The organism is Flavobacterium sp. KH_035 (assembly GCF_057839565.1).
The window spans coordinates 4,436,919-4,463,286 of sequence record NZ_CM174492.1; the positions used below are offsets into that span (position 1 = coordinate 4,436,919).

The 26,368-nt window shown below is 34.8% G+C and carries 25 protein-coding genes; 15 read left to right on the plus strand and 10 right to left on the minus strand.

Features of this window, described 5'->3' with window-relative positions; all coding sequences use genetic code 11:
* Nucleotides 1-214 precede the first annotated feature (214 nt).
* The 7 genes from AC3IS6_RS18085 to AC3IS6_RS18115 all read left to right on the plus strand — a co-directional run bounded on the left by AC3IS6_RS18085 (nucleotide 215) and on the right by AC3IS6_RS18115 (nucleotide 9,933).
* Complete coding sequence (locus AC3IS6_RS18085) at nucleotides 215-2,623, plus strand: TonB-dependent receptor (protein ID WP_489161420.1); 2,409 nt, start codon at nucleotides 215-217, stop codon at nucleotides 2,621-2,623.
* A 25-nt stretch (nucleotides 2,624-2,648) separates the two neighbouring features.
* Nucleotides 2,649-3,980, plus strand: a complete 1,332-nt coding sequence (locus AC3IS6_RS18090; protein ID WP_246253177.1) for a DUF4374 domain-containing protein — start codon at nucleotides 2,649-2,651, stop codon at nucleotides 3,978-3,980.
* Between the two features lie 373 nt (nucleotides 3,981-4,353).
* Entirely contained in the window at nucleotides 4,354-6,042 is a 1,689-nt protein-coding gene (locus tag AC3IS6_RS18095; RefSeq protein WP_489161421.1) for a glycoside hydrolase family 28 protein, read from the plus strand.
* A gap of 304 nt (nucleotides 6,043-6,346) precedes the next feature.
* Nucleotides 6,347-6,733, plus strand: coding sequence for a hypothetical protein (locus AC3IS6_RS18100; protein ID WP_489161422.1), 387 nt, complete (start codon nucleotides 6,347-6,349; stop codon nucleotides 6,731-6,733).
* A 928-nt stretch (nucleotides 6,734-7,661) separates the two neighbouring features.
* Nucleotides 7,662-8,198: an STM3941 family protein gene (locus AC3IS6_RS18105; RefSeq protein ID WP_489161423.1), complete on the plus strand. Its 537-nt coding sequence runs from the start codon at nucleotides 7,662-7,664 to the stop codon at nucleotides 8,196-8,198.
* Between the two features lie 195 nt (nucleotides 8,199-8,393).
* Nucleotides 8,394-8,825, plus strand: coding sequence for a hypothetical protein (locus AC3IS6_RS18110; RefSeq protein WP_489161424.1), 432 nt, complete (start codon nucleotides 8,394-8,396; stop codon nucleotides 8,823-8,825).
* A gap of 697 nt (nucleotides 8,826-9,522) precedes the next feature.
* Nucleotides 9,523-9,933, plus strand: coding sequence for a hypothetical protein (locus AC3IS6_RS18115; protein ID WP_489161426.1), 411 nt, complete (start codon nucleotides 9,523-9,525; stop codon nucleotides 9,931-9,933).
* Nucleotides 9,934-10,031: 98 nt separating this feature from the next.
* On the opposite strand, the gene AC3IS6_RS18120 is transcribed toward AC3IS6_RS18115, so the two are convergent.
* From AC3IS6_RS18120 to AC3IS6_RS18130, 3 genes are read right to left on the minus strand one after another with little or no spacing between them, the layout of a single operon-like run.
* Nucleotides 10,032-11,438 carry an efflux transporter outer membrane subunit gene (locus AC3IS6_RS18120; RefSeq protein ID WP_489161427.1) on the minus strand — a complete coding sequence of 469 codons (1,407 nt, stop codon included), beginning with the start codon at nucleotides 11,436-11,438 and terminating at the stop codon, nucleotides 10,032-10,034.
* A 19-nt stretch (nucleotides 11,439-11,457) separates the two neighbouring features.
* Entirely contained in the window at nucleotides 11,458-14,628 is a 3,171-nt protein-coding gene (locus AC3IS6_RS18125) for an efflux RND transporter permease subunit (RefSeq protein ID WP_489161429.1), read from the minus strand.
* 6 nt (nucleotides 14,629-14,634) lie between these two features.
* Nucleotides 14,635-15,798 carry an efflux RND transporter periplasmic adaptor subunit gene (locus tag AC3IS6_RS18130; protein ID WP_489161431.1) on the minus strand — a complete coding sequence of 388 codons (1,164 nt, stop codon included), beginning with the start codon at nucleotides 15,796-15,798 and terminating at the stop codon, nucleotides 14,635-14,637.
* 267 nt (nucleotides 15,799-16,065) lie between these two features.
* Between AC3IS6_RS18130 and AC3IS6_RS18135 the strand changes: the two genes are divergently transcribed.
* The 3 genes from AC3IS6_RS18135 to AC3IS6_RS18145 are packed head-to-tail and all read left to right on the plus strand — an operon-like array spanning nucleotide 16,066 to nucleotide 18,153.
* Nucleotides 16,066-17,115: a sensor histidine kinase gene (locus AC3IS6_RS18135; RefSeq protein ID WP_489161433.1), complete on the plus strand. Its 1,050-nt coding sequence runs from the start codon at nucleotides 16,066-16,068 to the stop codon at nucleotides 17,113-17,115.
* On the plus strand, nucleotides 17,112-17,843 hold the full coding sequence (locus AC3IS6_RS18140; protein ID WP_489161434.1) for a LytR/AlgR family response regulator transcription factor: 732 nt from the start codon (nucleotides 17,112-17,114) through the stop codon (nucleotides 17,841-17,843). The genes AC3IS6_RS18135 and AC3IS6_RS18140 overlap by 4 nt, the downstream gene beginning before the upstream one ends.
* Before the next feature lie 16 nt (nucleotides 17,844-17,859).
* Nucleotides 17,860-18,153: a DUF3861 domain-containing protein gene (locus AC3IS6_RS18145; protein WP_419136884.1), complete on the plus strand. Its 294-nt coding sequence runs from the start codon at nucleotides 17,860-17,862 to the stop codon at nucleotides 18,151-18,153.
* Between the two features lie 284 nt (nucleotides 18,154-18,437).
* On the opposite strand, the gene AC3IS6_RS18150 is transcribed toward AC3IS6_RS18145, so the two are convergent.
* The gene (locus AC3IS6_RS18150) at nucleotides 18,438-18,701 is read right to left on the minus strand and encodes a DUF2024 family protein (RefSeq protein ID WP_489161435.1); all 264 of its coding nucleotides are present in this window, start codon (nucleotides 18,699-18,701) and stop codon (nucleotides 18,438-18,440) included.
* Between the two features lie 38 nt (nucleotides 18,702-18,739).
* Entirely contained in the window at nucleotides 18,740-18,973 is a 234-nt protein-coding gene (locus AC3IS6_RS18155; RefSeq protein WP_489161436.1) for a thioredoxin family protein, read from the minus strand.
* A gap of 183 nt (nucleotides 18,974-19,156) precedes the next feature.
* On the opposite strand from AC3IS6_RS18155, the gene AC3IS6_RS18160 reads away from it, so the two are divergent.
* Nucleotides 19,157-19,888 carry a YggS family pyridoxal phosphate-dependent enzyme gene (locus AC3IS6_RS18160; protein ID WP_489161438.1) on the plus strand — a complete coding sequence of 244 codons (732 nt, stop codon included), beginning with the start codon at nucleotides 19,157-19,159 and terminating at the stop codon, nucleotides 19,886-19,888.
* 30 nt (nucleotides 19,889-19,918) lie between these two features.
* Entirely contained in the window at nucleotides 19,919-20,665 is a 747-nt protein-coding gene (locus AC3IS6_RS18165) for an AAA family ATPase (protein ID WP_489161440.1), read from the plus strand.
* Between the two features lie 750 nt (nucleotides 20,666-21,415).
* Here AC3IS6_RS18165 and AC3IS6_RS18170 read toward each other — a convergent pair.
* Both AC3IS6_RS18170 and AC3IS6_RS18175 read right to left on the minus strand, forming a co-directional pair.
* The gene (locus AC3IS6_RS18170; RefSeq protein ID WP_489161442.1) at nucleotides 21,416-22,030 is read right to left on the minus strand and encodes a thioredoxin family protein; all 615 of its coding nucleotides are present in this window, start codon (nucleotides 22,028-22,030) and stop codon (nucleotides 21,416-21,418) included.
* 3 nt (nucleotides 22,031-22,033) lie between these two features.
* Nucleotides 22,034-22,507: a TlpA disulfide reductase family protein gene (locus tag AC3IS6_RS18175; protein ID WP_489161444.1), complete on the minus strand. Its 474-nt coding sequence runs from the start codon at nucleotides 22,505-22,507 to the stop codon at nucleotides 22,034-22,036.
* Nucleotides 22,508-22,677: 170 nt separating this feature from the next.
* Here AC3IS6_RS18175 and AC3IS6_RS18180 point away from each other — a divergent pair, with 170 nt between their 5' ends.
* A complete protein-coding gene (locus tag AC3IS6_RS18180; RefSeq protein ID WP_489161446.1) occupies nucleotides 22,678-23,106 on the plus strand; it encodes a DUF6326 family protein in 429 nt (142 codons plus the stop codon).
* Between the two features lie 24 nt (nucleotides 23,107-23,130).
* Here the strand turns inward: AC3IS6_RS18180 and AC3IS6_RS18185 are convergent, their stop codons facing one another.
* Both AC3IS6_RS18185 and AC3IS6_RS18190 read right to left on the minus strand, forming a co-directional pair.
* Nucleotides 23,131-23,529 (minus strand): hypothetical protein, encoded by a 399-nt coding sequence (locus tag AC3IS6_RS18185; protein WP_489161448.1) that lies wholly within the window; start codon nucleotides 23,527-23,529, stop codon nucleotides 23,131-23,133.
* Between the two features lie 61 nt (nucleotides 23,530-23,590).
* On the minus strand, nucleotides 23,591-23,908 hold the full coding sequence (locus tag AC3IS6_RS18190; RefSeq protein WP_489161450.1) for a winged helix-turn-helix transcriptional regulator: 318 nt from the start codon (nucleotides 23,906-23,908) through the stop codon (nucleotides 23,591-23,593).
* A 166-nt stretch (nucleotides 23,909-24,074) separates the two neighbouring features.
* Between AC3IS6_RS18190 and AC3IS6_RS18195 the strand changes: the two genes are divergently transcribed.
* On the plus strand, nucleotides 24,075-24,992 hold the full coding sequence (locus AC3IS6_RS18195) for a DsbA family protein (RefSeq protein WP_489161452.1): 918 nt from the start codon (nucleotides 24,075-24,077) through the stop codon (nucleotides 24,990-24,992).
* Between the two features lie 511 nt (nucleotides 24,993-25,503).
* Nucleotides 25,504-25,773 carry a PrgI family protein gene (locus AC3IS6_RS18200; protein ID WP_173965165.1) on the plus strand — a complete coding sequence of 90 codons (270 nt, stop codon included), beginning with the start codon at nucleotides 25,504-25,506 and terminating at the stop codon, nucleotides 25,771-25,773.
* Between the two features lie 159 nt (nucleotides 25,774-25,932).
* Here the strand turns inward: AC3IS6_RS18200 and AC3IS6_RS18205 are convergent, their stop codons facing one another.
* Entirely contained in the window at nucleotides 25,933-26,307 is a 375-nt protein-coding gene (locus AC3IS6_RS18205) for a SpoIIAA family protein (protein ID WP_489161454.1), read from the minus strand.
* Nucleotides 26,308-26,368: the final 61 nt, after the last annotated feature.

A 26,368-nucleotide genomic window follows, 5' to 3' on the forward strand; every position in this document is an offset into this window, starting at 1 on the left:
CTACCATACATAAAGACTATTCTGTTTTGTTCAGTATCAACTAATTTAAAAAGTATTATAGTACAAAAAACAAAATATTCTTTAGGTATAAAGTTCAAATTAAATCCAACATTAGAATTTCTAATGTAATTCTAATGATCTTCTAATTCCTTTATTTAGATTAAATATAAACAATGATTTAAGTTTGCATTCCTATTTAAGAAGTACATAAATCATGAGGTTTTTATTGTTATTGTTGACGTTCATTCATTTTTCAGGTTGGTCCCAAAATGGAAATATTAAAGGAAAAGTTACTTTTGGGAACGCTGAATCTGCATTTGGTGCATCGGTTACAATAGCCGGAACTCAAAAGTTTGCCATAGTGGGTAATGACGGTCAATTTGAAATTAAAAACGTTCCTTACGGCAATTATACACTTGAAATCGCTTCTCTCGAAGCAAAGACAAAAACAGTAAAAGTTGTCTTAAATAGTCCTTCTACTCAGATAAATATCTCATTGGAAAAATCAAATGATCCAAAAGCTTTAAAAGAGGTTGTTATCAAAAAGAACTCCGTAAAAAAAGAGATCATGACCAAAGGTTTCTCTGTAAATGTCATAGAAACTAAAGAAGCTGCCACCAGAAACATACAAACAAATGAATTACTTGACCGCTCTGCCGGCGTAAGAATCAGACAAAACGGAGGATTAGGATCGAGCGTTAATTACAATCTAAATGGAATGTCAGGAAACGCTATCCGAATTTTTATTGACGGAATTCCATTAGATACATACGGCTCTTCTTTTAGTCTTAACAGTATACCACCTGCCTTAATCGAGCGCATCGAAGTTTACAAAGGAGTCACTCCTGCGGAACTGGCTGATGATGCCTTGGGTGGAGCTATAAATGTGATTCTAAAAAAAGGTGCCAAAAATACGCTAAATGCTTCCCTTTCTTATGGTTCATTCAATACTATTCAGTCTAACTTTAACACAACTTATCGCGACAAATCAGGTTTTACGGTAAAAGGATCGGGGTTTTATAACTACTCTGATAATGATTATGAAATATGGGGACGATTTGTTTACAACATAGCACCGGACGGAACTCGTGAAGCTGCGCGGGTTAAACGTTTCGAGAACCGATACAGATCTTACGGCGGAAGATTTGAAGCCGGTTTTACCAATGTCAAATGGGCTGACAATTTTTTAATTGGATTAAATGTCTCTGAAGATCACAATCAAATTCAGCATGGCCAATACATGACAAAACCTTATAAAGGCCGTTTTTCCGAAGCTGATGCTACTGTACTAAGTCTGAATTACTCTAAAAAAGATTTCCTATTTAAAAAAATTGATTTTTCAACCAATACGGTTTTTAGCAACAAACATGAAGTGGTAAATGATACGGTCAGAACGGTTTACAACTGGTCTGGTGAAAAAGTAATAGATTTAAGGACAGGCAAACCCCTTTTATCTCATACGGGAGCACAGCAGGCTGGTCCCACCATTAATAACATTTCAGAAAATATACTAAGTTCCAGAACCGTATTGACTTATAATCTAAATGAAAAAAACAGATTTATATTCAGTAATTTATTCTATACATTGGATAGAAATGAGGACGATTTAATCAAACCTGAATTTCAAAGAGATTTTGAAGCAACATTTGATTTGCAAAAAACAGTTACTTCCCTAGCCTACGAAATGCAGGCTTTTGACTCACGTCTGAGAACTAATATTTTCGGTAAGTTTTACGAGCAAAAAGTAAACCATAGAAAACCGGAATTGGTCACACAAAACGGACAAACCACGGTAGTGGAAAGGATTACCAAAAGTACAACTCCACTATTTGGATACGGACTGGCTGCTTCCTACTTTGTTACTCCTGAGATTATGATTACGGCATCAGCAGAAAAAGCCGTCAGATTAGCAGCTGCAAATGAAATGTTTGGAAGACCCAGTGAAAATGTATTGGCTAACCCCAATCTAAAACCCGAACAAAGCAACAATTTCAATTTAGGGTTACAATTTGGACCTTACGCAATAAATACGCACAAAATATCCGTTGCTGCAACAGGTTTTTCAAGAAATACCCGTGATCGAATTGTTCGTGTCTCGAATGACAGAGTTAATGATGCCATACAAGTTTTACCATTTGATAATCTGGGACGCGCGCAATCCATTGGCTATGAAGCATCGTTTAATTATAGCTATAACGACCGTTTGTTTGTATCGATGAACATGTCAAAATTCAACTCCTTATACAAAAAGAAATACGATGATAATGGGAAGGAACTAGATTTTTACAACAGACAAATCCCAAATGAACCTTTCTTTACGGTAAACGGAAACGTACAGTACAACTTTAAGGAACTGATCCAAAAAAATTCACAACTGAATTTGTATTATAACTTTGGTTATGTAGATCCTTTTCCAACAATTTGGATAGACGTACCAGACTCCAAAACACCAGCACAATTTGCACAGGATTTAGGCTTGAGTTATGTTTTTCCGAATAAACAATTTGTACTAAGTCTTGACGCTAAAAATATATTTGATAAACAAGTTTTCGATAATTACGCTGTTCAAAAACCCGGACGCGCTTTTTATCTGAAACTCAATTATACCCTAAATAACTTTTAATATCTAATTTTTTAAAACAATGAATATGAGAAAAAATATGTTTAAACTATTTACATGTGGTCTAGTTTTAGGTGCATTCTCATTAACTACAAGCTGTAGCAGTAATGATGAGAAAAGTGCCGATCCGATAAATCCCGAAACAACTGATCGTTGGATTACAGTTTCAGGCGCATTAATGCAGGAAAATCCCGGAGACGGAAACGGAGGAACTATGGTTTATGCGGTTACGAAAAAAAACGCTAAAGATCCAAACTACTCGATTAATGTTTATGCAGACGGAATGCCTGTACAATCGAACAGAACGGCTCGTTTGCAATCTTCTGTAGACGGAAAAACTCTCTTCAACATTACCTACACAGGGGCTAACGGTGGAGAGTTTATGACGTATGCAGTAAATGGAGCCAAAAATTTCACCCAATCAGGTACTACCGTAAACATCTCGCAATATGCAGGAACATCTCCAAGATGGAATAAACTTTTTGACGGAGACAAAACCGGTGTTGCTGTAAATGTAAGTACTCCAATAATTAAAACAAATCCGGATAAAACTTACATGTATACGAGAGGTACTGCTACTGTCCTTGCTTTAGACCTTAAAGGCATTCGTATTTCAAAATACGATCAGTATGAACTTCCATTAAGCCCTCAGGAAGAAGCTCAGGGACACCATATTTTCCGTTTAGATGCTCCTACGATCAACAAAGCAGGAAATAAAGTAATTATCGGAACATGGTTGCGTAAAACGAATCCAACTACAGGACAAATCGAAACAACCTATGACCGTTTAGGCGCTAAATCTGTTGTAGTAGATTATCCATCATTAGCGAATCCACAAGTCATTACTTCTAAAGTTGGTTTTGGAGATACAAGCGGTTTCCGTAGCTTCAATAGTTTCTTAGGAACTGATGGTAACATCTATCAAGCAACTCAAAGAGATACAAACAAAGGTTCATTTATTGTCAGAATCAACCAAAACAATCAATATGATGACTCATTTGTTATCAGCCTTGATGCTGCATTAGGCATAAAAGGATCTTATATCGATGCTTGGAGATATGCAGGAAACGGAATTGCTTATGTACTTTACACACAAACTGCAACCGGTAAACAAGGGTTCGTTGCCAGAGTAGATTTAAATGCTAAAACGGCTAAAAAAGTAGACGGTATCGCTTACGATACTGCTATAGATTTTGGTCAATACCAAGGTTTTGTAGTTGACGGTAACGAACTTTACCTGGCTGTTACACCAGTTGGGAAAGACGGAAACATTTATGTTATCGATATTCCAACAGGAGCTGTTACCAAAGGAGCAAAACTGGTTAACAAAGCAGGAAACCATTATATTGGAGTATTCTAAAAAAAGCTGCAAAAGCAGTAAAAGCACTCATAACAATTGTTATTACTTGAGTTTTTTTTAATTAAAACATTCCGTTTCAGATTTCTGGAACGGAATGTTTGTTTTTAGGACAAATTTTTATTCCAATTGGAAGATATCAAAACAAATTACAGTGATTCAAATTCATCACTTTTGACTTTTCTTTTCCCCTAAACGATTCGATACTTACTTTTAATAAAATATTTTTCTTAAATTTGTGTAATCGATTACATTTCAGTCTTATTCTTTATTGGAGCTATTTCTTAAAATTTCTAAAAAAAAACCATAACGAATAAGAAGATTCAGTAACAACGAATACTAATTTATAATTAAATTTCAAACCAAATTCATACCCATGAATGCTAACCCAATCCAACTTCTACGCATTACTCTGATCCTTACGACCCTCTGTTTCTTTCCAGATAGTTTTGCTCAGGGTAACAAGCCCTATGACACCTATAAAAACATCGAATTTAAAATGGCAAAAGTCAATGAACCGCTAATCCCTCAAAATACAGTAAACCTGAAAGATTTTGGTGCAGTCAATGGTGGATATGTCTTAAATACTAAAGCTTTCGCCGATGCCATAGATGCCCTATCCAAAAAAGGAGGCGGAAAAGTAATTATCCCTCCGGGAATCTGGCTTACAGGTCCAATTATCTTAAAAAGTAATATTGAACTTCATGCCGAAACAGGAGCCCTGATCAAATTCTCTACCGACAAAAGCTTATACCCAATCATTGAAACCAGTTTTGAAGGACTTAATACCTGGCGCTGTATCTCTCCTATTTATGGTAAGAATCTTATAAATATTGCCTTTACCGGAAAAGGGGTCTGGGATGGCTCAGGTGAAGCCTGGAGACAAGTTAAAAAAAACAAACTCACGGACGAACAATGGAAGAAGTTTGTAGCTTCCGGTGGTGTTTTAAACGAGAAAAAAGACAGTTGGTATCCTTCTGAACAATATTTAAAAGGTTCTAAAGGTGCGGATCAAAATGTTCGTCACGATCTAAAAACCAAAGAAGAATTTGAAGCCATTCACGATTTTCTTCGTCCGGTTTTGGTAAGCATCCAAAATAGTAAAAGAGTACTATTTGATGGGCCCGTATTTCAAAATTCTCCTGCCTGGAACATTCATCCATTTATGGTTGAAGATTTAATTGTTAGAAATATAACCGTTCGCAATCCGTGGTTTTCTCAAAATGGCGATGGTCTTGATGTCGAATCCTGCAAAAATGTAATCATCGAAAATTCAAGTTTTGATGTGGGCGACGATGCAATCTGCATCAAATCCGGAAAAGACAAAGACGGTCGTGATCGTGCTGTTGCCTGCGAAAATATTATCGTTAAAAACAACATCGTTTATCATGGACATGGTGGCGTAACCGTAGGAAGTGAAATGTCTGGAGGCGTAAAAAATCTACATGTCTCTAATTGTACTTTCATGGGAACCGATGTGGGGCTTCGTTTTAAAAGCACCCGCGGACGAGGCGGAATTGTTGAAAACATTTACATCTCGGATATTTTTATGACCGATATTCTGTCACAGGCCATCTCATTTGATTTGTACTATGGAGGAAAATCAATTGCCGAAACCTTAGCCGAAGGAGGAAACACCGTGACTACAAAAGCCGTTCCCGTAAACGAAGAAACACCACAGTTTAAAAACATTTCGATCAAAAACATCACGATTAGAGGTGCGCAACAAGCAGTATTTCTTCAAGGTTTACCCGAAATGAACCTTCAAAGCATCGAAATCTCTAATTTGATCGCCAAAGCCGAAAAAGGCTTTACGATTATTGATGCCAATGGAATCAAAATCAACAATGCAACATTAGACATCGAAAATAGTACCGTATTTGAAATCTACAATACCCAAAATATGTCTTTAAAAAATGTTGAATTTAATTCGGCCTCGACAAAAGCAATTTCAATAAACGGAGAAGCGTGCCAGAATATCGAATTGGTTTCTTCTCAAAAATTAGACTTATCTAAAAGAACTACTCTGGGAGAAAAAGTTTCTAAAGATGCTGTAAAGTTTTAAATTAAAAACTACAAACAAAAGAATATCTCGCTCTCCGAAGTCTTCAAATATCAACTGAAAAACTGCGCAAATGTCCCTAACTTTGCGCAGTTTTTTTGTTACCTACAAATCAGAAGCGTTTCAAAAGTCTCTGCCATTTTTAATATACTTATTGATGCTATTAAATTCAGCTTGTTTTTAAATATATTTGTTAGTTGTAGCGCAAAGTCAGAGCGCATTTATGTAATTAAAAAATACTTGGTAGAGCTAGGCCTAAAAGCTGCATATAAAGGTCAAACACATCCAATACTTTATAAAAAAATCAATGAATAGAAAACTTATCTTGATATCATTTCTAGTATTGCTATCTTGTGGAAAAGAGAAGGAGTTAGAAAATACTTTTGTTACTAAAAAAAGCGAATATTGGCAGTATAATGATGATTGTGCTAAAAGTAGAGTTTATTTTAGATTTAATAAAAATGGAAGTTATGACAAATATTTGAAATTATATACTGGTTTTGATTTGTTCAATAATGACGGTGATTTGTTAAGCGGTTCAAGAACTTGGTCACTAAAAAATGACTCTATTTTTGTTTGGGATAATGAAGAGTACAAAATTGAAAAATATAGTACTCAACAAATTAGGTTATCTTATTATCATTATAAGAAAAAAAATAAAAAATGCTCAATAACTTTAAATAAGATAAAGTAAAGTCATTCCATAAACGGAGTGGCTTTTTATTTAAAACAAAAAGCAATTGAACAAAATAACCCAGGTAAAAGAATTGATGAGCAACTAAAGTCAACAGGAGGAAATTAACAGAATTTAAATATGAGAAACTTAATTTTTAGAATATTTTTAATAATTGTTACAGCAATTATATTTTTTGCAGTAAAGGAATTTACTTATTCTGACTTTACAATTGTACTTTTATTGTTGATTGGTTTAATTTTTAATTATAAAACGACCAATAATATCTATGATACAATTTCAAATTATTTTTTTTGGATAATAATGTTTTCACTTATAATCATTTTAAAAAAAATAAACTTCGCTAGTTTGTTAGATTCATTTCTAGTACTTTTAGTTCTTAAAACATCTGTTTTAGTGTTTAATTATCTTAAATATAAAAAGGTTGCAGTACCAAACTCGTATTTAAGTAAAATTTGGATTTTTACATTTTGTTTGTATCAAGCAGAAATTATATTAAATAGTACTCATGGACTAAAAAATTTATGTTTTTTTCTTGGTATAATTTCAGTAATTGAAACTTTCCTAATTATTTTTAGAAACAAAGAATGGAAATTTAATGTTGTAAGTTTTTGGTAACGCTTTTATAAGCAAAAACTAAGTTTTTAGTAGACGAAGTGTTTCCCGCTCTCCGAAGTGTTCAAATGTCAACTGAAAAGTTGCGCAAATGTCTCTAACTTTTTTAATAGACTTATTGATGAAATCAAATTTAGCCTATTTTTTGAAATTATTTTAAAGTCGAAGACTTTTGAGACGTCTCTGCTTTTAAATATATTTGCTAGATGCGGTACAAAGTCAAAGACATTTGCGCAGCGCGTTTATATAATTAAAAAACACCTGGTAGAGCTGGTATTGCAGTAACTAAAATTAAAAAATATTTTTTTTTATAATGGAAATAATAAGAATTAAAAGAAATTATACTAAAATTATTTTGCTTTTGATTGCAGGAATAATTTTTGGGATTCTGTGTTTGAATATGTTTTTAAATCCTGATAAATATGCTTCTTTTGTTTTTAGAAGTACTTCATTTATACAGTTTTTTGGTTTAATTGCTTCTGTTCTCCTATTTGTCAGCATTATTCTAATTACAATTAAAACCCTTAAAAACAAATATGGTTTAATTCTTACCGAAGAAGGGATAATTGATCTATCAAGCGTAGGAAGTATAGGTTTGATTCATTGGAAAGATATAAAAGGAATTAAGGAAAAAAAAGTTATGTCAACTGAGTTTTTATTGATAGATCTTCATAATCCCAATGAGTATTTAGATAAAGCTAAAAACAAACTTGTTTTAAACTTATTAAAATCTAATCTAAGTATGTATGGTACCCTTATTGCTTTATCATCCGTTGCTTTACAATGTAATTTTCATGAATTAAAAACTATGCTTAATCATAATTATCAAATATTCTTAGAGAAACATTAGTAATGTATAAAATCGAGTAATGCCTCGACTTTTCGAAGTTTCAAAATGTCAACTGAAAAGCCACACATTTATGTAATTATAGAATACTTGGCAGAGCTATTTGTTTTATATTATGATGTAGCAGGAGGAAATAGTGAAATGTAAATAAATGCAAACTGGCAGAAAGAGAATAAAAATTAGTCCAATTTTAAAATTATGAAAAAATATCCGATTCTTATTTTGACAATGTTATCGTTGATTTCTTGCAACAAAATCGAAACTAACCAGACTCTTAATAAAGAAGATATAAAATTTATTAAAAGTTTAAATCTTCTAGCAGATAGCGAGCATATCTATAAATTTTATAGTGAGTATAAAAAAGATGTAGCAGGTAATTTTTTTACTAACCGAAGAATTGCAACATATTGGATAGATGAGAGAAATTCAAAAAAAAATGAAATAAATTATGCCTATTATAACGAAATAGAGAAAATTGATACTGTATTTAATGCTGGAGCAAGTTATACTCCCTACATTCTTGTAACTAAAATTAACGGAAAAACTTTTAAAGTTAGTGTTGATGGCGATAAGAAAGAAATTAAAGCTTTTTTTGAAAGTGCACTTAGGAAGTGGGAAATACAAAGGTAAATTTTAGTCATAATATAGTAGTATTTCGGTAAGAATAAATCTATTTAAAAAATAATATTATGATAGATATAAATCGCTCATTTTTTTTGGCTAAAGTATATAAGTTAGCTGTTGTTTTCTTTTGTACTTTAATATCTTTTTTTTATATTTTCATGTAATTTTTTTGTTGAAAATGGAGGTTTAGGAACTAGTTTAAATATTAAAGATTCTAAACAAGAAAGGTATTTATTAGTGAATATAAAACAAATCTGAATCCTTATAAAATTAATGATAGTCTATCAATAAATGTAAAATCTATATGGCTAGAATATCAATGGCGATATGCGGGAGAAAAAAGTAGTGAAGCAGAAATAATAAAAAATGATTATCAGTTAATTATATTACAGATAAAGAAAGTTTAAAAGGATACAATTCTACTAGGTTTATTGGTTCAGAATATACAAATAATGATACCTTTTTTGAAGGATATAATAGGATAATTATAAGTTTAGATACATTACCAAAAAGGAAAATTATTGAATGGAAAGTTCAAAGTTTAAATAAGCGTAATAAAATTTCTGAATCCAAAATCATCTTAGGCAAACTATCTATTGAAAGATTCCGATAATATTTGATAATCTAGCAATTTTGCTCCCCAGTTTCATAAATTAAAATACACTGATAATCAGTAGCTATCAAATAAAATTTAAAAAAAGAAATGAGAAATTATTTAATTTTGTTTTTAAGCTTTAGCCTTTTAATGGGCTGTAACGAAAAAAATGTAGAGCAAGATAATCGTCTTTATTTGAAAGAGATAAAGGTGAACAATCAAAGAGTTGTATGGTTTTATTACTCCCTTATTGGTTCTACAACAGCTGATTTTGTACTCCTTTATGATCAAAATGAAAAGGTTGATACAATTGTAAAATCGACAAACATAAAAGATGTTAATTTTTCTAAAAATACTGTGACGTTATTATTTCGTGGAAAACCTGAAATCTATGATGATCCTATCATCCTAAAAAAGAAGGTAAATGGATTAAATGTAAAAGTTGATACAACAGCTGTTTCAACTGGTCCTACTTTTAGAAAATTCTATAAAAGAAACAATGAAGGAAAACTATATTAGATAAAAGGAAGCACTACATCAAATATATGCCCATAAAAAAGCGCCTCATAAACTGAGGCGCTTTTTTTAGCAATTTAAAATAATGTTAACCTGAAATTCTATTTCCATCCGCCACCTAAAGCACGATACAAATCAACGACGGCTTGTAGTTTTTGCAAGTTATCAGTGATTCCGCTTAATTGCGCGGCCAATAGGTTTTGCTCTGAAGTTAATACATCCGTATAATTCGTAGCCGAGCTATATTCTAAAAGTTGTTGTGTAAAATCAACTGCTTTTTCCAGGGCTTTGATTTGTTTTTCTCTTGAATCTTCTTTTTCGACTGCCATTTCATAAGCATACAAAGCATTCGAGACTTCCTGTCCCGCTTTTAAAAGACTTTGCTGAAAATTATTCAGTGCCTGCACTTGTTTGGATTGTGCTGTTGTAAGTCTTGCTTTATTCAGTCCCTGATTAAAAATAGGTTGTGTTAATCCTCCAATCAAAGAGTAAAAAACAGAATTAGTAAAGAAATCCGTTAGTTGCAGGTTCGAGAATCCACCACTTGCGGTAAGGGTCAAGCTTGGATAAAAATAAGTTTTAGCCATATTTGTTGTCTCGAACGCTGTTCTGAAATCAAACTCGGCCTGACGAACATCAGGACGGTTCTCCAGCAATTGTGCCGGTAAACCTACAGCCAGATTTTCGGGAACTGTCTGATTTTCCAATGTGCCTCTTTCGATTGCTTCTGGTGCCTGTCCTAACAAAATATTAAGCGCATTCTCGGTCTCGCGAATACTTCTTTTTAAATCCGGAATCAATACTTCGGCCGCATGCTGATTGGCTTCACTCTGCACTACTGCTGCTCCGGTTACTATTGCACCTTCCTTTAAAGCTTTAATCGTTTCCACATTTTTAATACGGCTTTCTAGGGTTGCTTTGGTTATTTCTAATTGTTTGTCATAGGCCAGCAATAAAAAATAGTTGTTAGCGATATCTGCTATCAATTGTGTCTGAATAGCCTGTTTTGCCGCATCAGTAGAAAGATAGGTGGCCAAAGCTGCTCTTTTTGAACTGCTCAATTTTCCCCAAATATCAGCTTCCCAAGAAGTACTCAAACCTAATTTAGAAGTTGTCGTTAAAGTATTGATGTTAATTCCCGGTGGGAAGTTTAATCCGGCCTTTGATTGTTTGTTATGTGTAACATTGGCATCAACATTCAACGTTGGATAATAAGCCAGTTTTGCCTGACGCAAAGAGGCTCTGGACTGCACTATATTTTCGATTGCGTTCTTTAAATTGATGTTCTGATCCAATCCTTTTTGGATTAGAGCATTCAGTTTTTCATCTTTAAATACCGTTTGCCAGGGCATACTCGCCATAGTGGTCGAATCGGCAGCAGCCTGATCCCTATATAACTTATCTGTCGAAATGGTCGACGGACGTTCGTATTTCTTAGTAATTGAACACGCACTCAATAGTACGGCTGCCATTACCAGAAAAATATATTTATTTGAACTATGAGTCATTTTTTTTTGAATTAAATTATTACTCTTTATGAGCTTCTACCAATTGTACTTCCTCGTCATCGTCACCTTCACCATCATAATTTTCTTTTGGCGGACCACTCACACGCTCCTGCAAACTTTGGAAAATGATGAATAATACCGGAATAACAAATACTCCTAAAATGGTTCCGATTAACATCCCTCCTACGGCTCCTGTTCCAATGGATTTGTTTCCAACTGCACCGGCTCCCGAAGCAAACATTAAAGGAACAAGTCCTAAAATAAAGGCAAAAGAGGTCATCAAAATCGGACGTAAACGTGCTACCGCTCCTTCAATGGCCGACTGAACAATGGGCAATCCTTTTCGGCGTCTCTCGAGGGCAAACTCGACTATCAGAATACCATTTTTTGCTAAAAGCCCAATTAACATGATGAGCGAAATCTGTAAATAAATGTTACTGTTCAATTTGAAAATAATCGAGAACAAATAGGCTCCTGCCAGTCCAAACGGAATCGAAAACAATACGGCAAAAGGCAAGATATAACTCTCGTACTGTGCACTTAACAGGAAGTAAACAAACACCAGACACAATATAAAAATAAAGACTGTCTCGCTTCCTGATGCCAATTCTTCACGAGTTAAACCTGAAAATTCATAACCATAACCCGCAGGCAAACTTTCTGCTGCCACTTCCTGAATCGCTTTAATGGCATCTCCGGAACTGTAACCCGGTTTTGGTGCTCCTGTGATTGATATCGACGTAAACAAGTTAAATCTTGAAATCGATTCCGGCCCAAATACTCTCGTCATTTTTACAAATTCTGTAATTGGCGCCATGGTTCCTGCGCTGTTACGGACAAATATTTTATTCAGCCCTTCGGTATTGGTTCTAAACTCCGGAGAAGCCTGAATCATTACACGATACTGTTTACCGAATTTATTGAAATTGGAAGCGTACAATCCACCATAATATCCCTGCATGGTGGATAAAATTGTATTGACCGAAACTCCTGCATCTTTGGCTTTCGCCAAATTAATATCCATCATATATTGAGGGAATCCCGGATTAAAAGGTGTCGTCGCATACTGTATCTCCGGACGTGCCGAAAGCTTAGCCAGAAATTCATTGTTTACTTTATAGAATTCAGATGTACTGTGACCTCCTTTGTCCTGTAATTGAAATTCAAATCCACCACTTTGTCCAAATCCCTGAATGGTTGGCGGTGAAATAAAGAAGATATTGGCTTCGCGAATTCCACTTGTTTTTGCAAACAGCTGTCCAATTACATCATCGACACTCAGTTCACGGTCTTCCCAGCTTTTCAGCCTTACAATTACCATACTATAGGCACTACCCGCACCCGCTGTAAAGTTCTGACCAACGATACGAAGGGTATTTTCAACTCCCGGAATGGTATGCGCTATACTATCTACTTTTTTCGCGACTACATCAGAACGTTCCATAGAGGCTGAAGGCGGTAAGCTGATGTTTGCAAAAACTACTCCCTGATCTTCCGCCGGAACGAAGGCTGACGGGGTTGTTTTCATCATATAAAACAGGGCTCCCGCAGCAATAAGTATAGAAGCTAATACAATCCATTTTTTAACGGAAAGGAACTGCACGGAACGTTTGTATTTTTCGGTTACATTGTCAAACGCAACGTTAAAAGAGGTATAAAATCTTTGAATAAAACTTTTATGTTTATGATCGTCAGCATGTGGTTTTAAAAGCAAAGCACACAAAGCCGGACTCAAAGTAAGCGCATTTACTGCCGACAGTATAATCGCAACCGCCAGTGTAATACCAAACTGCTTGTAGAAAACCCCGGTCGAACCAGTAATAAAGGTTACCGGAATAAATACCGCTGCCATTACCAGTGTGATCGAAATAATCGCTCCCGAAATCTCGTTCATGGCGTGAATCGTCGCTTTCTTAGAAGATTTATACCCATTATCGAGTTTGGCATGTACTGCCTCGACGACTACAATCGCATCATCGACCACAATACCAATGGCCAAAACCATCGCAAATAGCGTCAGCAGATTAATTGTAAATCCAAATAAATTCAGGAAGAAAAATGTTCCCACAATTGCAACCGGAACGGCAATTGCCGGAATTAAAGTCGATCGGAAATCCTGAAGGAAAATAAATACTACGATGAAAACTAAAATAAAAGCTTCTACCAAAGTATGGATTACTTTTTCAATTGAAGCATCCAGATTCTCATTAACATTGATCAGCACGGTATACTTTACTCCTTTAGGAAAGGTTTTTACAGCTTCATCAATAAGCTTTTTAGAATTGTTAATTACGTCACGCGCATTCGAACCGGGCGTCTGGCTAATCGCAACCCCGACAGACGGACGTCCGTTTGTTGTACTCGTAGAAGAATAACTTAGTGAACCCAATTCTACTTTTGCTACATCTCTTAATCTCAACAATTGTCCGTTTCCGGCCGATTTGATGACAATATCTTCAAATTCTTTTGCGCTTGTTAAACGGCCTTTGTATTTGATTACGTATTGAAAAGCCTGGTTTCCGTTTTCTCCAAATTTACCCGGTGCTGCCTCAATATTTTGTTCTGCCAAAGCTGCCGAAACATCACTCGGAATCAATTTGTACTGCTGCATTACATCCGGTTTCAACCAGATACGCATCGAATAATCTCTTGAACCAAAAACAGTAACATCTCCTACCCCTACTACACGCTGAATTTGCGGCACCAGATTGATCTTGGCGTAATTTTGGAGAAACGTTTGATCGTAAGCTTTATCATCACTGTATAAGGAGAAAATCAATAAGTTACTGCTTTGGCTTTTGGTTACGGTTACCCCTGCCTGAGTTACCTCAACAGGCAATAAACTTGTAGCTCTGGAAACCCTGTTTTGTACGTTTACCGCAGCTAAATCAGGGTCTGTACCTACTTTAAAGAAAATTTTAATAGAGGCATTACCGTCGTTAGTCGCTGTAGAAGTCATGTAAGTCATGTTTTCTACACCGTTAATTTGTTCTTCAAGCGGAATTACGATACTTTTTAGTACCACATCTGCATTGGCTCCGGTATAACTTGCCGCCACATTTACGGTTGGCGGTGCAATGTCCGGATACTGCGCAATAGGAAGTGCTGCCAGTCCCAGTATACCCAAGATTACGATAATAACCGATATTACCGTAGAAAGTACCGGTCGTTGTATGAATATTTTAAACATTTGTTTTTATTTTAAGTCCGCGTAAACAGTTTCTTCATTTTGGTTCTGAGCTTTAATCTCCGTTCCGTCTTTAAGTGCTGCCACTCCTTCCAGAACAATCTGATCTCCGGTCTGCAAACCACTTTTTACGACATAATAATTTCCTGCAGTATTTTCTAAAACTGTAATATTTGCATTTTTCGTTTTACCATCTTTTCCAACTACCACAGCAAACAATTTATCCTGAAGTTCAAAAGTGGCGCTTTGAGGAATGATTATCGCTTCGTTGACTTCATTCGGAATTCTGACTGTAGTACTGTTCCCGCTTCTGATTATGCTTTTCGGATTGGGGAAACGTGCCCTGAAAGTAACCGAACCTGTTTCTGTATTGATTAATCCATTTACCGTTTCGATACGTCCTTTTTCGCTGTAAGCCGTACCATCGGAAAGAAGCAATGAAACCGGAGGCATTTTTTTAATTTTGGCTGCCAGTGAAATTCCCGAATCTGTGTTCTGAGTAAAATTTAAAAGTTTTTTTTCATTTACTGCAAAATAGGCATACACGTTTCCGATACTTGAAACTGTTGTCATAGGATCTGCCGTGTTTGAGCTTACTAAACTTCCAAGACGAAACGGAATAGATCCCACAACTCCGTCAACAGGACTGGTTACAGTAGTATATCCCAAATTCGTTTTCGCATTTACCAGACTGGCATTGGCCTGTGCCAGCGTTGCCAAAGCCGATTCATAAGTATATTGTGCCGATTCTAAATCGTACTTACTAATGATTCCTTTTTCAACCAATGGTTTTACTTTATTTACAGCCAGTTTTGCTGCACTTAAGTTTGCCTGTGCACTTTTTATACTTGCCGTTGCTGTTCGGACTTCCTGCTCATACTCGGGAGCACTAATTTTAAACAGTGGCTGTCCGGCATGAACCACAGCGCCTTCATCAACAAAAATCTTATCGATGTATCCTTCAACCCGAGGACGAATTTCTATATTTTGCTGCCCCTGAATACTGGCAGGATAATCTGTATATAAAGTCGCCGATTTAGGTTCTAAAGTCAGCGTTTTATACTCTTTAACTTGTGGTGCACCTCCGGCCTGAGCCGTCTTATCATTTTTGTTTCCACACGAAGTGATGATAATAGATGCTGCTAGAATACTTAAAAAAGATTGCTTGTTCATTTTTATGGAATGTATGATTATCTATTTATTAAGGAACAAAAGAACTGAAATTGTACATGCAAAAATTTTACAATAGACGAAAAGCCTGCTGCAATCGATAAAGATTAGATGAGAACCGATGGAAGATGTTCCCTTTTAAATAAGTATTTTTGTAATAGTCTCGTCGGCTCTAAAATGGTTTTTACGGATTGTGAATCTGTTTTGGGCGATTGGTTTTATCAACTGTTCAAATAAAATGTAATATTGTCCTTAAAATCACAACTTACAATGGCAACCCACTTTTTTAAACCCTTTATGTCTACCGGATTACACATCCTGGCCTGGGTATTATTAGGATATATGCAACTGTTTTATATACCACTTACCTGGAATATTGCACTTCCTCAAATATTCTGGTTTTGGCAATCTATTGTCCTGGTCTTTATTCTTGCGATTTTCTACTACAATGCCAAGGTAATTGTTCCTAAAACAATCATTAAGGACAAAATAGGCCCATTCTTATTGTGGGTTCTCTGCATCATTTTTGCTATGCAGCTACTGTCCTATTTTTATAACCTGAATACCGATTTACATAATAAACTCGCAGCGCTTATACGATTTAAAAGATACAGAAACACTTATTTCGATAACTATATTTTTAGTCTCACCTTATTAGTTTTAGCAATCAGCACCAGTTACGCTATGCTGCTACATTGGCAAAGAGCTGCACAGCACAAGCAAAAATTGGAACAGGATAAAACAATGGCCGAATTGGCAATGCTGAAAGCGCAAATTAATCCGCACTTTTTCTTCAATTCGCTTAACAGTATTTACTCGCTAACCTATACCAATATCGAGGATTCTCGTAGTGCTCTCCATACTTTAAGCCGAATGATGCGATACCTGCTTTACAGTACCGAAGGCGAAAGAACTACCTTATTAAAAGAAGTGGAGTTTATGAAGGATTTTATTGCTTTGATGAAGCTTCGCGCCAATAGTAAACTGACTATCACGGGAGATATTCCGGAAAAAATTCATGATTATCCGATTGTTCCGATGCTGTTATTGCCTTTGGTCGAAAATGCCTTTAAACACGGCGTACACGCGATAGACAAAAGTGAAATTCATTTTGTGCTGAAACAAAAAGAAACCCATCTTGAATTTGAAGTAGAAAATACCTTTTTTGAAAAAACAGCTTCCACAGAACAGGGAGGAATCGGGTTAACCAATACCAAACGCCGATTGCACCTGATCTATCCAAACAAACATACTTTAACCGCCGGTGTCGATCAAAACGGAAAATATAAAGTAAACCTGCAAATAACGTTAGAACAATGATTGTATTAAAATGTATCGCAGTAGATGACGAACCGCTAGCCTTAAAACTGGTGGAGACCTTTATAGAACAAACTCCTTTTTTACAATTGGCCTGCAGCTGTGATAATGCCGTAGAAGCCATGAGTTTGATAAGGGAACAACAGCCGGACATTATTTTTCTGGATATCAATATGCCGAATTTAACTGGTATGGAACTCGCCCGACTTTTACAGGAACAGCCGGGACCATTACCTAAAATTATTTTCACAACCGCTTACAATCATTATGCTATTGAGGGCTACCGTGTAAATGCTGTTGATTATCTTTTAAAACCCTTTAGTTATGAAGAATTTTTAAGGGCAGCCAACAAAGTTTTACAATTGTCTGAAGAAGCATCCAATCAATTTCAGTCGGTTACTGCCGATGATGAATTTATTTTCCTGAAAGTGGAATACCAGTGGGTTCGAATTTCATTAAAAGACATCCTCTATATCGAAAGCCTGAAAGATTATGTAAAAGTACATCTTGAAGATTCTCAAAAAGGATTAATGTCTTTGATATCCCTAAAAGCACTCGAAGAAAAATTACCTGCCTTAAAATTTATGCGAATCAATCGTTCTTTTATTGTTGCACTGGATAAAATAAATGCGATAAGCAAGAATTCAATATTTATCAATAAAAATGAAATAACGGTTGGCGAACAATACAAAGAAACCTTTAAAACCATCGTAGACAAATGGTTGAAGTAAATTAAAAAATAATATCATGCAAAAAAGATCCAACAAATATTATCTGACTTTAAGCTTAAAAGAGTATGCAAACGGCGAAACAGAACCTGCAAAAGAACTGGGAATAGAATTTGACAATCACGATGAAATATTTGGCATCATCGAAAAAATAAAAGAAAAAAACATATTTGAAAACCCATATGAAGCCACTCAATTTGCACTTGGTTTAAAATTATTCAGTGAGATCAAACTGAAGCACCGCAACAATCCGCTCTTTGAAGAACTCAATGAAGTATTTCCGGTTTTTATGAAAAAATTAAAAAGCTTATAGTCTTAAAAAAGCAGGTGTAATTTATTTTAACACATAGAAACATAGGTACTTTATCTAAAAAAAAAAGGCGTTATACTTCGTTTAAATACGCATAGTCTCTCATGTGAAAGAAATAAATTTCTTTTTTGATTTCTATTTACACCTATAATCTATGTTTCTATGTGTTAAATCCTTTTTTTTATTTACACCCAACGTATTTTAAATAAAATAACAGCAGTTAAAATCTATAACAAAGGCTGAAACGTTATGGTTTCAGCCTTTGTTATACAAACCCAAAGAATCAGTTAATTGCAATTCTCCATTTCGATAATCGAGAATCCTTTCTTAAGAATCTGACTTTCAACAGCAGCAGGAGCTTTATCAATATGACAAAATTTACATTCCTTTGAGGTCAACGGCTGACCTTCCTGCGCTACTGTTTTAAGATACATTTTGCCATATTCAAAAATTTGGTTTTCATCAACAGTACGTTCGTCAACCAAAATATCAAAATGCATTACCTTTCCGTCTTTTCGGGTTACATAGGTATCCCACACTGCTATCTTCATACTTATTTACATTTTACAAATCACATCTCAAAGTGAATCTATCCAATTACATCTGCTATAGAAGCACCAAAATTGATATGAAGCACATTTCCATTGGGAGTTACCAAAGCCGGAACCGACTGCAATCCCGCTTTTTGAGCTTCCACAATTCTGGATTTATCGACACCCAGATTGACAACTTCAACCTCATTAAGGTTAATTAAACTTAAAAGATCCTGTTCTGCACTAATACAAACCGGACAGCCTGCATGATAGAAAATTGATTTACTCATTTTAATTTGTTTTAAATTTGACTTTATTGTCAGTACAAAATTAGTACGATTCAGAGCCTTCTAAATAATCCAGTTTTTTCATTTATAGGGATAATCTGGTCCAGTTTACATCCAAACTGGACTATTACTTATACTCAAAACTGGATCTTTTCAATCCATTTCCTTACGGTTACTTTTGTCCTCATGAAAGAAGAAGTGCTATTTAATTTGAAACAGGTACATCAGCGTATTGAAAATGCCTGTAAAGATTCCTGCAGAAATATGTCGGATGTCAGGCTGTTACTGGCTACTAAAACCGTTACCGCAAATAACATTCAAATTGCAATCGAAGCAGGCGAAACGCTCATTGGCGAAAATAAGATGCAGGAATTGCGCGATAAAAATTCGATATTAAAAGATTTGAAGGTGGAACGTCATTTTATTGGTCATCTTCAAACCAATAAAGTAAAAGACGTTCTTAGGTACGTAACCTGTATTCAGTCTCTTGACCGATTGAGTCTAGCCAATGAATTAGACAAACAATTGCAAAAAGAAGGGCGAACACTAGATGTTTTTATACAGGTAAACACTTCGTTTGAAGAAAGTAAATTTGGCTTGCCTCCAACAGAAGTGATTTCATTTATTCAAAAAATAAAACGCTACGAAGCCCTAAAAATAAAAGGGCTAATGACCATTGGATTATTAGATGTAGAAAAAGAAAAAATGCGTCCGTCTTTGCGTTTACTCCGAAAAGTAAGAGATGAAATTTATACCTCTAAAATCGAAGGAATCAAGAACTTACAGCTTTCAATGGGAATGTCGCAAGATTTAGAACTGGCTATTGCTGAAGGTTCAAATTTAATACGAATTGGGACTTCAATTTTTGGAAATCGTTTTTTAGGAAAAGAAATCTGGAACGAAAATATTGCAGAATAAAGTCTAATTTTGCACCAAATAAAATCTCAAATGAATCTGTACGAACTTGTTGTAAACGATACTGAAAAAATAGCACTGAATGATTTACTTTTCAGCCCGGAGAATAAAGCGGCACTGCTTCAGACCATAAAAGAACATAAATATATCGAGGAATTAAAAAAGTACAATCTAAAAGTAGATCATAAAATACTATTGCACGGGCATTCTGGCTGTGGCAAAACCACTACCGCAAAAGCTATAGCAAATGCTTTAAACAAGAACATTGTTATTGTGAACCTGAGTACAATAATCGACGCCAAAATTGGCGAAACTTCCAAAAATGTAAAGGCAATATTTGATAAAGCAATACGCGAAAGAGCTGTTTTGTTTTTGGATGAATTTGATCAGATAGGCAAAAGCCGCGACAGTCAGGACAAAGATGTTGCCGAAATGAAACGCCTTGTTAATACTATAATTCAATTGATTGATTACCTCCCTGCAGACAGTTTACTCCTTTGTGCTACTAATTATTACAGCAGTATTGACACAGCTTTGCTTAGAAGGTTTCAAATCAAACTAAAATTTGAAATGCCAAATGAAAAAGAACTGAATCGCTATTATGATAAATTACTGACCGATTTTCCAGTTCATCTTCAGGAAATTCCACTTAAATACAACATATCCTATGCCGAAGCCAAAGATTATGTTCATACTACAATGAAAAAACAAATCATTGCCGAACTGGAGCTTCAGGAACAGCAAAAAACAGAATTAGTAGAGAATATTGTGGACTGTTAAAAATCATTCCGTTTATTAACGATAGCAACTCCTAAGTTTTCAAACATTGTATTGCAAATAGAAGCATCATTTTATTATAGGTATTCGCAACGACTAAAAATGGGCTGAAAGCCCAAAAGCACTAACATAGTGCAACGCACTATGATCTAAACCAATGCTACCTATAGCCCTGAAAGGGCGTGGGCAAGCAGGGATAATATTAAGGTTTTAACGATAGAACTTCTACTTTAGAAAATTCTTTGCAAAATTAAGACAAGTGTTTTTTTTCTTTTGGGGGTCTTGGCTTACGCCCTTTCAGGGCTTGGGCATTCATCACCATTAGTCATGATGCTTCGCAACATGCTTTGGCTAAGGCTCTTTCAGAGCGAACGGTTTCGAATACTTATGTCTTAAAGATCGTACTATATTTCGTAGGCTACTAAAAATTATTCTGGTTATCGAAGTTCGTAACTCCCTAGAATTCTAGCGTTTTATTGAAAATAGAAGCATCATTTTATTACTTCTAATTTATAAAATTATTTCATTCTAATATAAACACTCGAAACGGCTAAAAATGGGCTGAAAGCCCAAAAGCACCAACATGGTGTAACGCACTATGATCTAAACTAATGCTATCTATAGCCCTGAAAGGGCGAAAGCAAACAGAAAATAATATAGCGTTTTTAATAAAAACCTACCACTTTAAAAATATCATAAAAAAATACCTCAGCAAAAATGAGGTATTTTTTATGAGTGTGGAATCCTTAAAAATTAAGCTTTCACTTTTCTTTTTACGGTACAGCCAATTTCTTTGGTTTGAGTGATTGCTGGTTTTTGATTGCTTTTTAATGCTGCAATTACATCTTCGGCATATTTTGTTTTTTCGGTTTTCGTTCCTTCCGGATCGTTATCGATTGCTCCCACATACTCTACAACATTTCCTTTAGCGGTTTTAGAAACAATAAAAAGATGCGGCGTGCGCTTTGCACCATACTGGTCGGTAATTTTTTGTCCTCCATCAAATAAATAAGGAAATGGATACTTTTTATCCTTCGCAAGCTCCTGCATTTTCTCAAAAGTATCCGCTTTTGAAGCTTCAGGATCATTTGGGTTAATTGCAATTACAGGATAACCTTGTGCTTTAAACTTTTTATCAAGTTCAATTATTCTTTGCTCGTACGCCACCGCATAAGGGCACGTATTACAGGTAAAAACAACGATGTATCCTTTAGCTTTTGGAAAACTTGCAAAAGAAACTTCTTTTCCGTCTATGTTTTTCAATTTGAAATCCGGAGCGGTATCCCCGGCTTTAAGTGTTGTAGTCTGAGCCTGCGAAAGCAGGAGATTAAACAAAAACAAAGTTACAGTGACAATAAACTTATTCATAATTTACAGTTTTTTATATTCAGTTAATAATTGTTCATAGGTAAATTCAGATTCTATAAATTTTCTTTTATCCTCTTTAATAAATAATGTTGCCGGAATACTTCCCGACCAGCCTGGATCAATGCGATCGATATATTCTTGCGGACTACTTTCATTTAACAGAAAAACCTCATTTTTCAGGTTTTTCCTTTTGATAAACGGGATTACGGCTGAGCTTAATTTTGACTTAAAATCGACACTTACCAATAAAACGACCAATTTATCTGATTTAAAATCGGTTTTTAACTTTTCAAAATGAGGCAGTTCTTTAATACAGGGTGCACACCAGGTAGCCCAGAAATTAACGACATAAGTACTGTCTTTTCCGTTCTTAATTCTTTCATTTAACTGATCTATATTTAACAGCTTTACGTTTTGACTGTAACCACTCACTGACAAAGCAAATAAAACAATAATTTTTAAGACGTTGATTTTCATATCCGTTGGTACTATTTTTATTTTTGCCTTACAAATATAAACGAATGCCAATTTACTTTTTGTTAATAAAAGTTTAATGATTCCAGCAAAATTTTCTTTTGATCAAATTCACAAAGCTGTAAATTGTAACAAAACAGTAAAAATTCCGTCATACAAAAAAATAAAACGATATGGATACTAATCAGAATACCAGCAATTTAAAAGATTTCGAAGTCAATATCAGAATAAAACTCGCCTTTCTCTGGGCAGCAGTAACTTTGTGTTATTTGTATGGTGATTATTTTGAATTGTACGTCCCCGGAAAAACAGCGGGACTTGTAAGTGGTGACAATCTATTAAACAGTCCAATGAAATTACTTTCTGCAGCTATTCTACTCGCTCTGCCTCCTCTAATGGTGTTATTCTCTATTTTTTTAAAGCCAAAAATAAACAGATTTCTCCAAATTTTGTTTGGGATATTCTTTACCATAATCATGTTGCTTATTGCGATTAGCTCGCTAACAGCATGGAAAAGTTTTTATGTTTTTCTGGCGCTCTTCGAAAGTGTCATTACGTCCATAATTGTATTTTTGGCGTGGAAATGGCCCAGAAAAAACTAATCGTAAAAAATTTTCTTAGAAGTGCTACTTTCCTGTTGTTATGTTTACATCGTTAACAAACAAAAGCGCTTCCATATTACTCATATTCGTCATCGATAATATGCCGTTTTTATTTTCATTTACGCCATTCAATCTAAAACAAAACTCATCACCGTCCTTATCCATTAAAGTTACAAATTCAGCACTATCGTCTGAATTGTTCTGACAGCTGTTTGAAATCGTATATCGGTACATTACTTTGAAGGTATTTTTATCGTAGTTAAAAACTTTTCCGTCTGCGGTAAATACCCATCTTGTATTTCTATTTGCATCGGCAAACCAGGTTCCTACAATTCTTTTAGCCGAAGAATCCTGACTTTGGTTGCTACCCGAGATTACAGGAATTTGCACTAACAACAAAAAAATTAATAATAACTTTTTCATAACTTATATGTTTTAGTAGTTTGCTTTGAGTAGACATTCAAAATGTCATGAACGCCTCACTTTATCCTTGAGAAAAAACCTCCAATTGTTTAAAAACCGGAATTAAAGACGCTCCTTTCTCAGATAAATTATATTCGATATGCAACGGTTTTAACTGGATTACCTTTTTATCTAAAATTCCAAACTCTTCCAGTTCACGAAGTGCTGTCGCAATAGATTGTTTATTAGCTCCTTTTATTTCTCTTAAAAGTCCGTTGAAACGTAAAGGACCATTAACAGCCAACAAAAAAATCTGTGGTTTCCATTTACCGGAAAGCAACTTTAGAAGCCCTTCTGCAGGACATACCTTCTCTATTTCTGATTTATTTTGTGTAGTCATATTTTTTAGACTAATTGACTTGTGATTATAGATAAGCGAACTTTACAGTAAAATTATAAAAATTTAAAACTGAAGCGTAAATTTAAAACAGTTATTTATGAAAAGGCTGTCGCTATTACTAATTCTGATTTGCAGTATAAACTGTCAGTCGCAAATAAATTCAAAAATGAGTACAAGCAAAACAAATCCTCTATTATGTGATCCCGAAACCGGAACATGCGAAATGCCAGCTAACGAAAAGGCAAATGAAAACAGTACCATTCCGACAGAGAATAAACCTGTAAAAATTATTTATTACACAGATCCGATCTGTTCTTCCTGCTGGGGAATTGAGCCTCAATTGAGAAAATTAAAACTCGAATACGGTGCTTATCTTGATATTGATTACCGAATGGGCGGTTTACTCCCGGATTGGTCCTACAATAGCGGCGGAATAAGTAAACCGCCGGATGTAGCACATCATTGGGATGCTGCAAGTTTACATTACGAAATGCCGATCGACGGAAATGTATGGATTGAAGATCCGCTTGATTCTTCTTACCCGTCTTGTATCGCTATGAAAGCAGCACAAATTCAGAGCAAAGATAAAGCTGTAAAATTCATACGAATTCTTAGGGAAAAATTATATCTGGAAAAGAAAAACATCGCTAAATGGGAAAACATTTCTGAAGCTGCCAGTCTTGCTGAACTCGATGTAAAAAAGCTAAAATCAGACTATGAAGGGACCGCTAAAATTCTTTTTCAGGAAGACCTAAATTATGCTAGAACTCTTGGTGTAAGAGGTTTTCCTACTCTGTTTTTCTCTGACGGAAATAATAATCAATTAACGGTTTATGGCTCTAAACCTTATGCTTCTTATGAAAATGCGCTGTTAGCCCTGTATCCTGAAGCCAAAAAGAAAAAAATTACAAGTGAAAATCCATTATCTCTTTTTGAAATTTATCCAACTCTTGCTCCAAAGGAATATGCCGTCTTATTAGATATTTCTTATTCCGAAGCAAAAGAGATCTTAGAAAAATTATCTACAAAAGGAGAATTGAATAAGAAGTCTATAAAAAATGGCGTGCTTTACAGTAGAAAATAGCTCCAACAAAAAACAATAATCCGAATAGCGATGGTAATCGGAACAATGACTTAAGACAGAAACAGGCATTGTCGTTATTGAATATAATTACCTGAAAACTCTAAAATTTTTGCCAAATATATCCCATAACCGTTAAGAAATTAAACTTAACGGTTATTTTTGTAAATTAACAACTGGAATGAAATTGTATAATAAAAAAGTAAAACTATATAATTACAACTAACAAAATTGCAGTAATTTTAAATCATCGGTTACTGTCATATAAAATATACATGCAAGAATTATTTTAGTCATTATGTCACAATTCTCTTATGGCTCTATTATAATTATAAAATTTTGCTAAATGATTGGCGCGGCTATAGTCTGGCAGGATTTTCGCTTGTTTTTTGAGCAAGTATTTGCAGGAGCCTTTTGGGACTGCATCTAAAAGAAGATGATAAAAAACGAAACGGATAGTAAAAGTTATCTGTATAAATAACAAACAAGTTTAATTAAATAAATTAGTATAATCATGGAAAAATTAAATTTTATAGATCCTCTATTACACGGAATTACCCCAAAACCAGCCTCTAAGCTTTCTGTAAAAAATTTGATTTTCGCAGGTGTAGGAACACTTTTAGCAGGTGCGCTTTTAAAAAAAGCGGGACAAAATAAAACCGCAGCCGTAGTTGGAAGCCTTGCTGTACCCTTATTGGCAACAGCTTGTTACAAACAAATTTCGAAAACTACTAAAGCCAAAAGAGATCGTAACGTAAGTAGTGGTATCGAATACAATCATTAGGTTTCGTTTGTTTCAGGTTTTGATCCTGACAACTATCGAGCTTATTTCAAAATATATAAAAATAGTTTAGCCTCGAATTCATGAATACTGTATTGTCCAATCAGACAATTCTTTATGAATTCCAGGCTATTTTTTTGAACTTAGACCTGACGCAAAATTCTAATGTATATTAATATTACCTTCCACCCAGTTTAGTGCTTTATTAAAGGATTCTCTTTTAAAACCATGAAATTCACCGGGAACGATATGACTAAATCCATTAGTAAAAGAAATAATCTCTTCAGAGTCTGAAATAATGGCGGCTCTATTCCACTTTCCAAGATGTTTTAATCCCAGCAAGGCTTCCTGCAGCCATTCACCTGATGTAAAATTTTCGATATCAGTATCCAATACCAGTAAAAAGTTGATTTCGTTGGTTTGCTTTACTAAATGCTCTACTGCGGGAATCACTACGTTTAAAAAATCTCCTGTTGTTAGCGCTGCCAATGCCCGAAAAGCGACGATATTGTCTGTTGTATCAATTTGATGTATCATACTATTTTATTTTGAATGGTTATTAATCCTGACTTGTTATCTTTCACACATCTGAATAAGA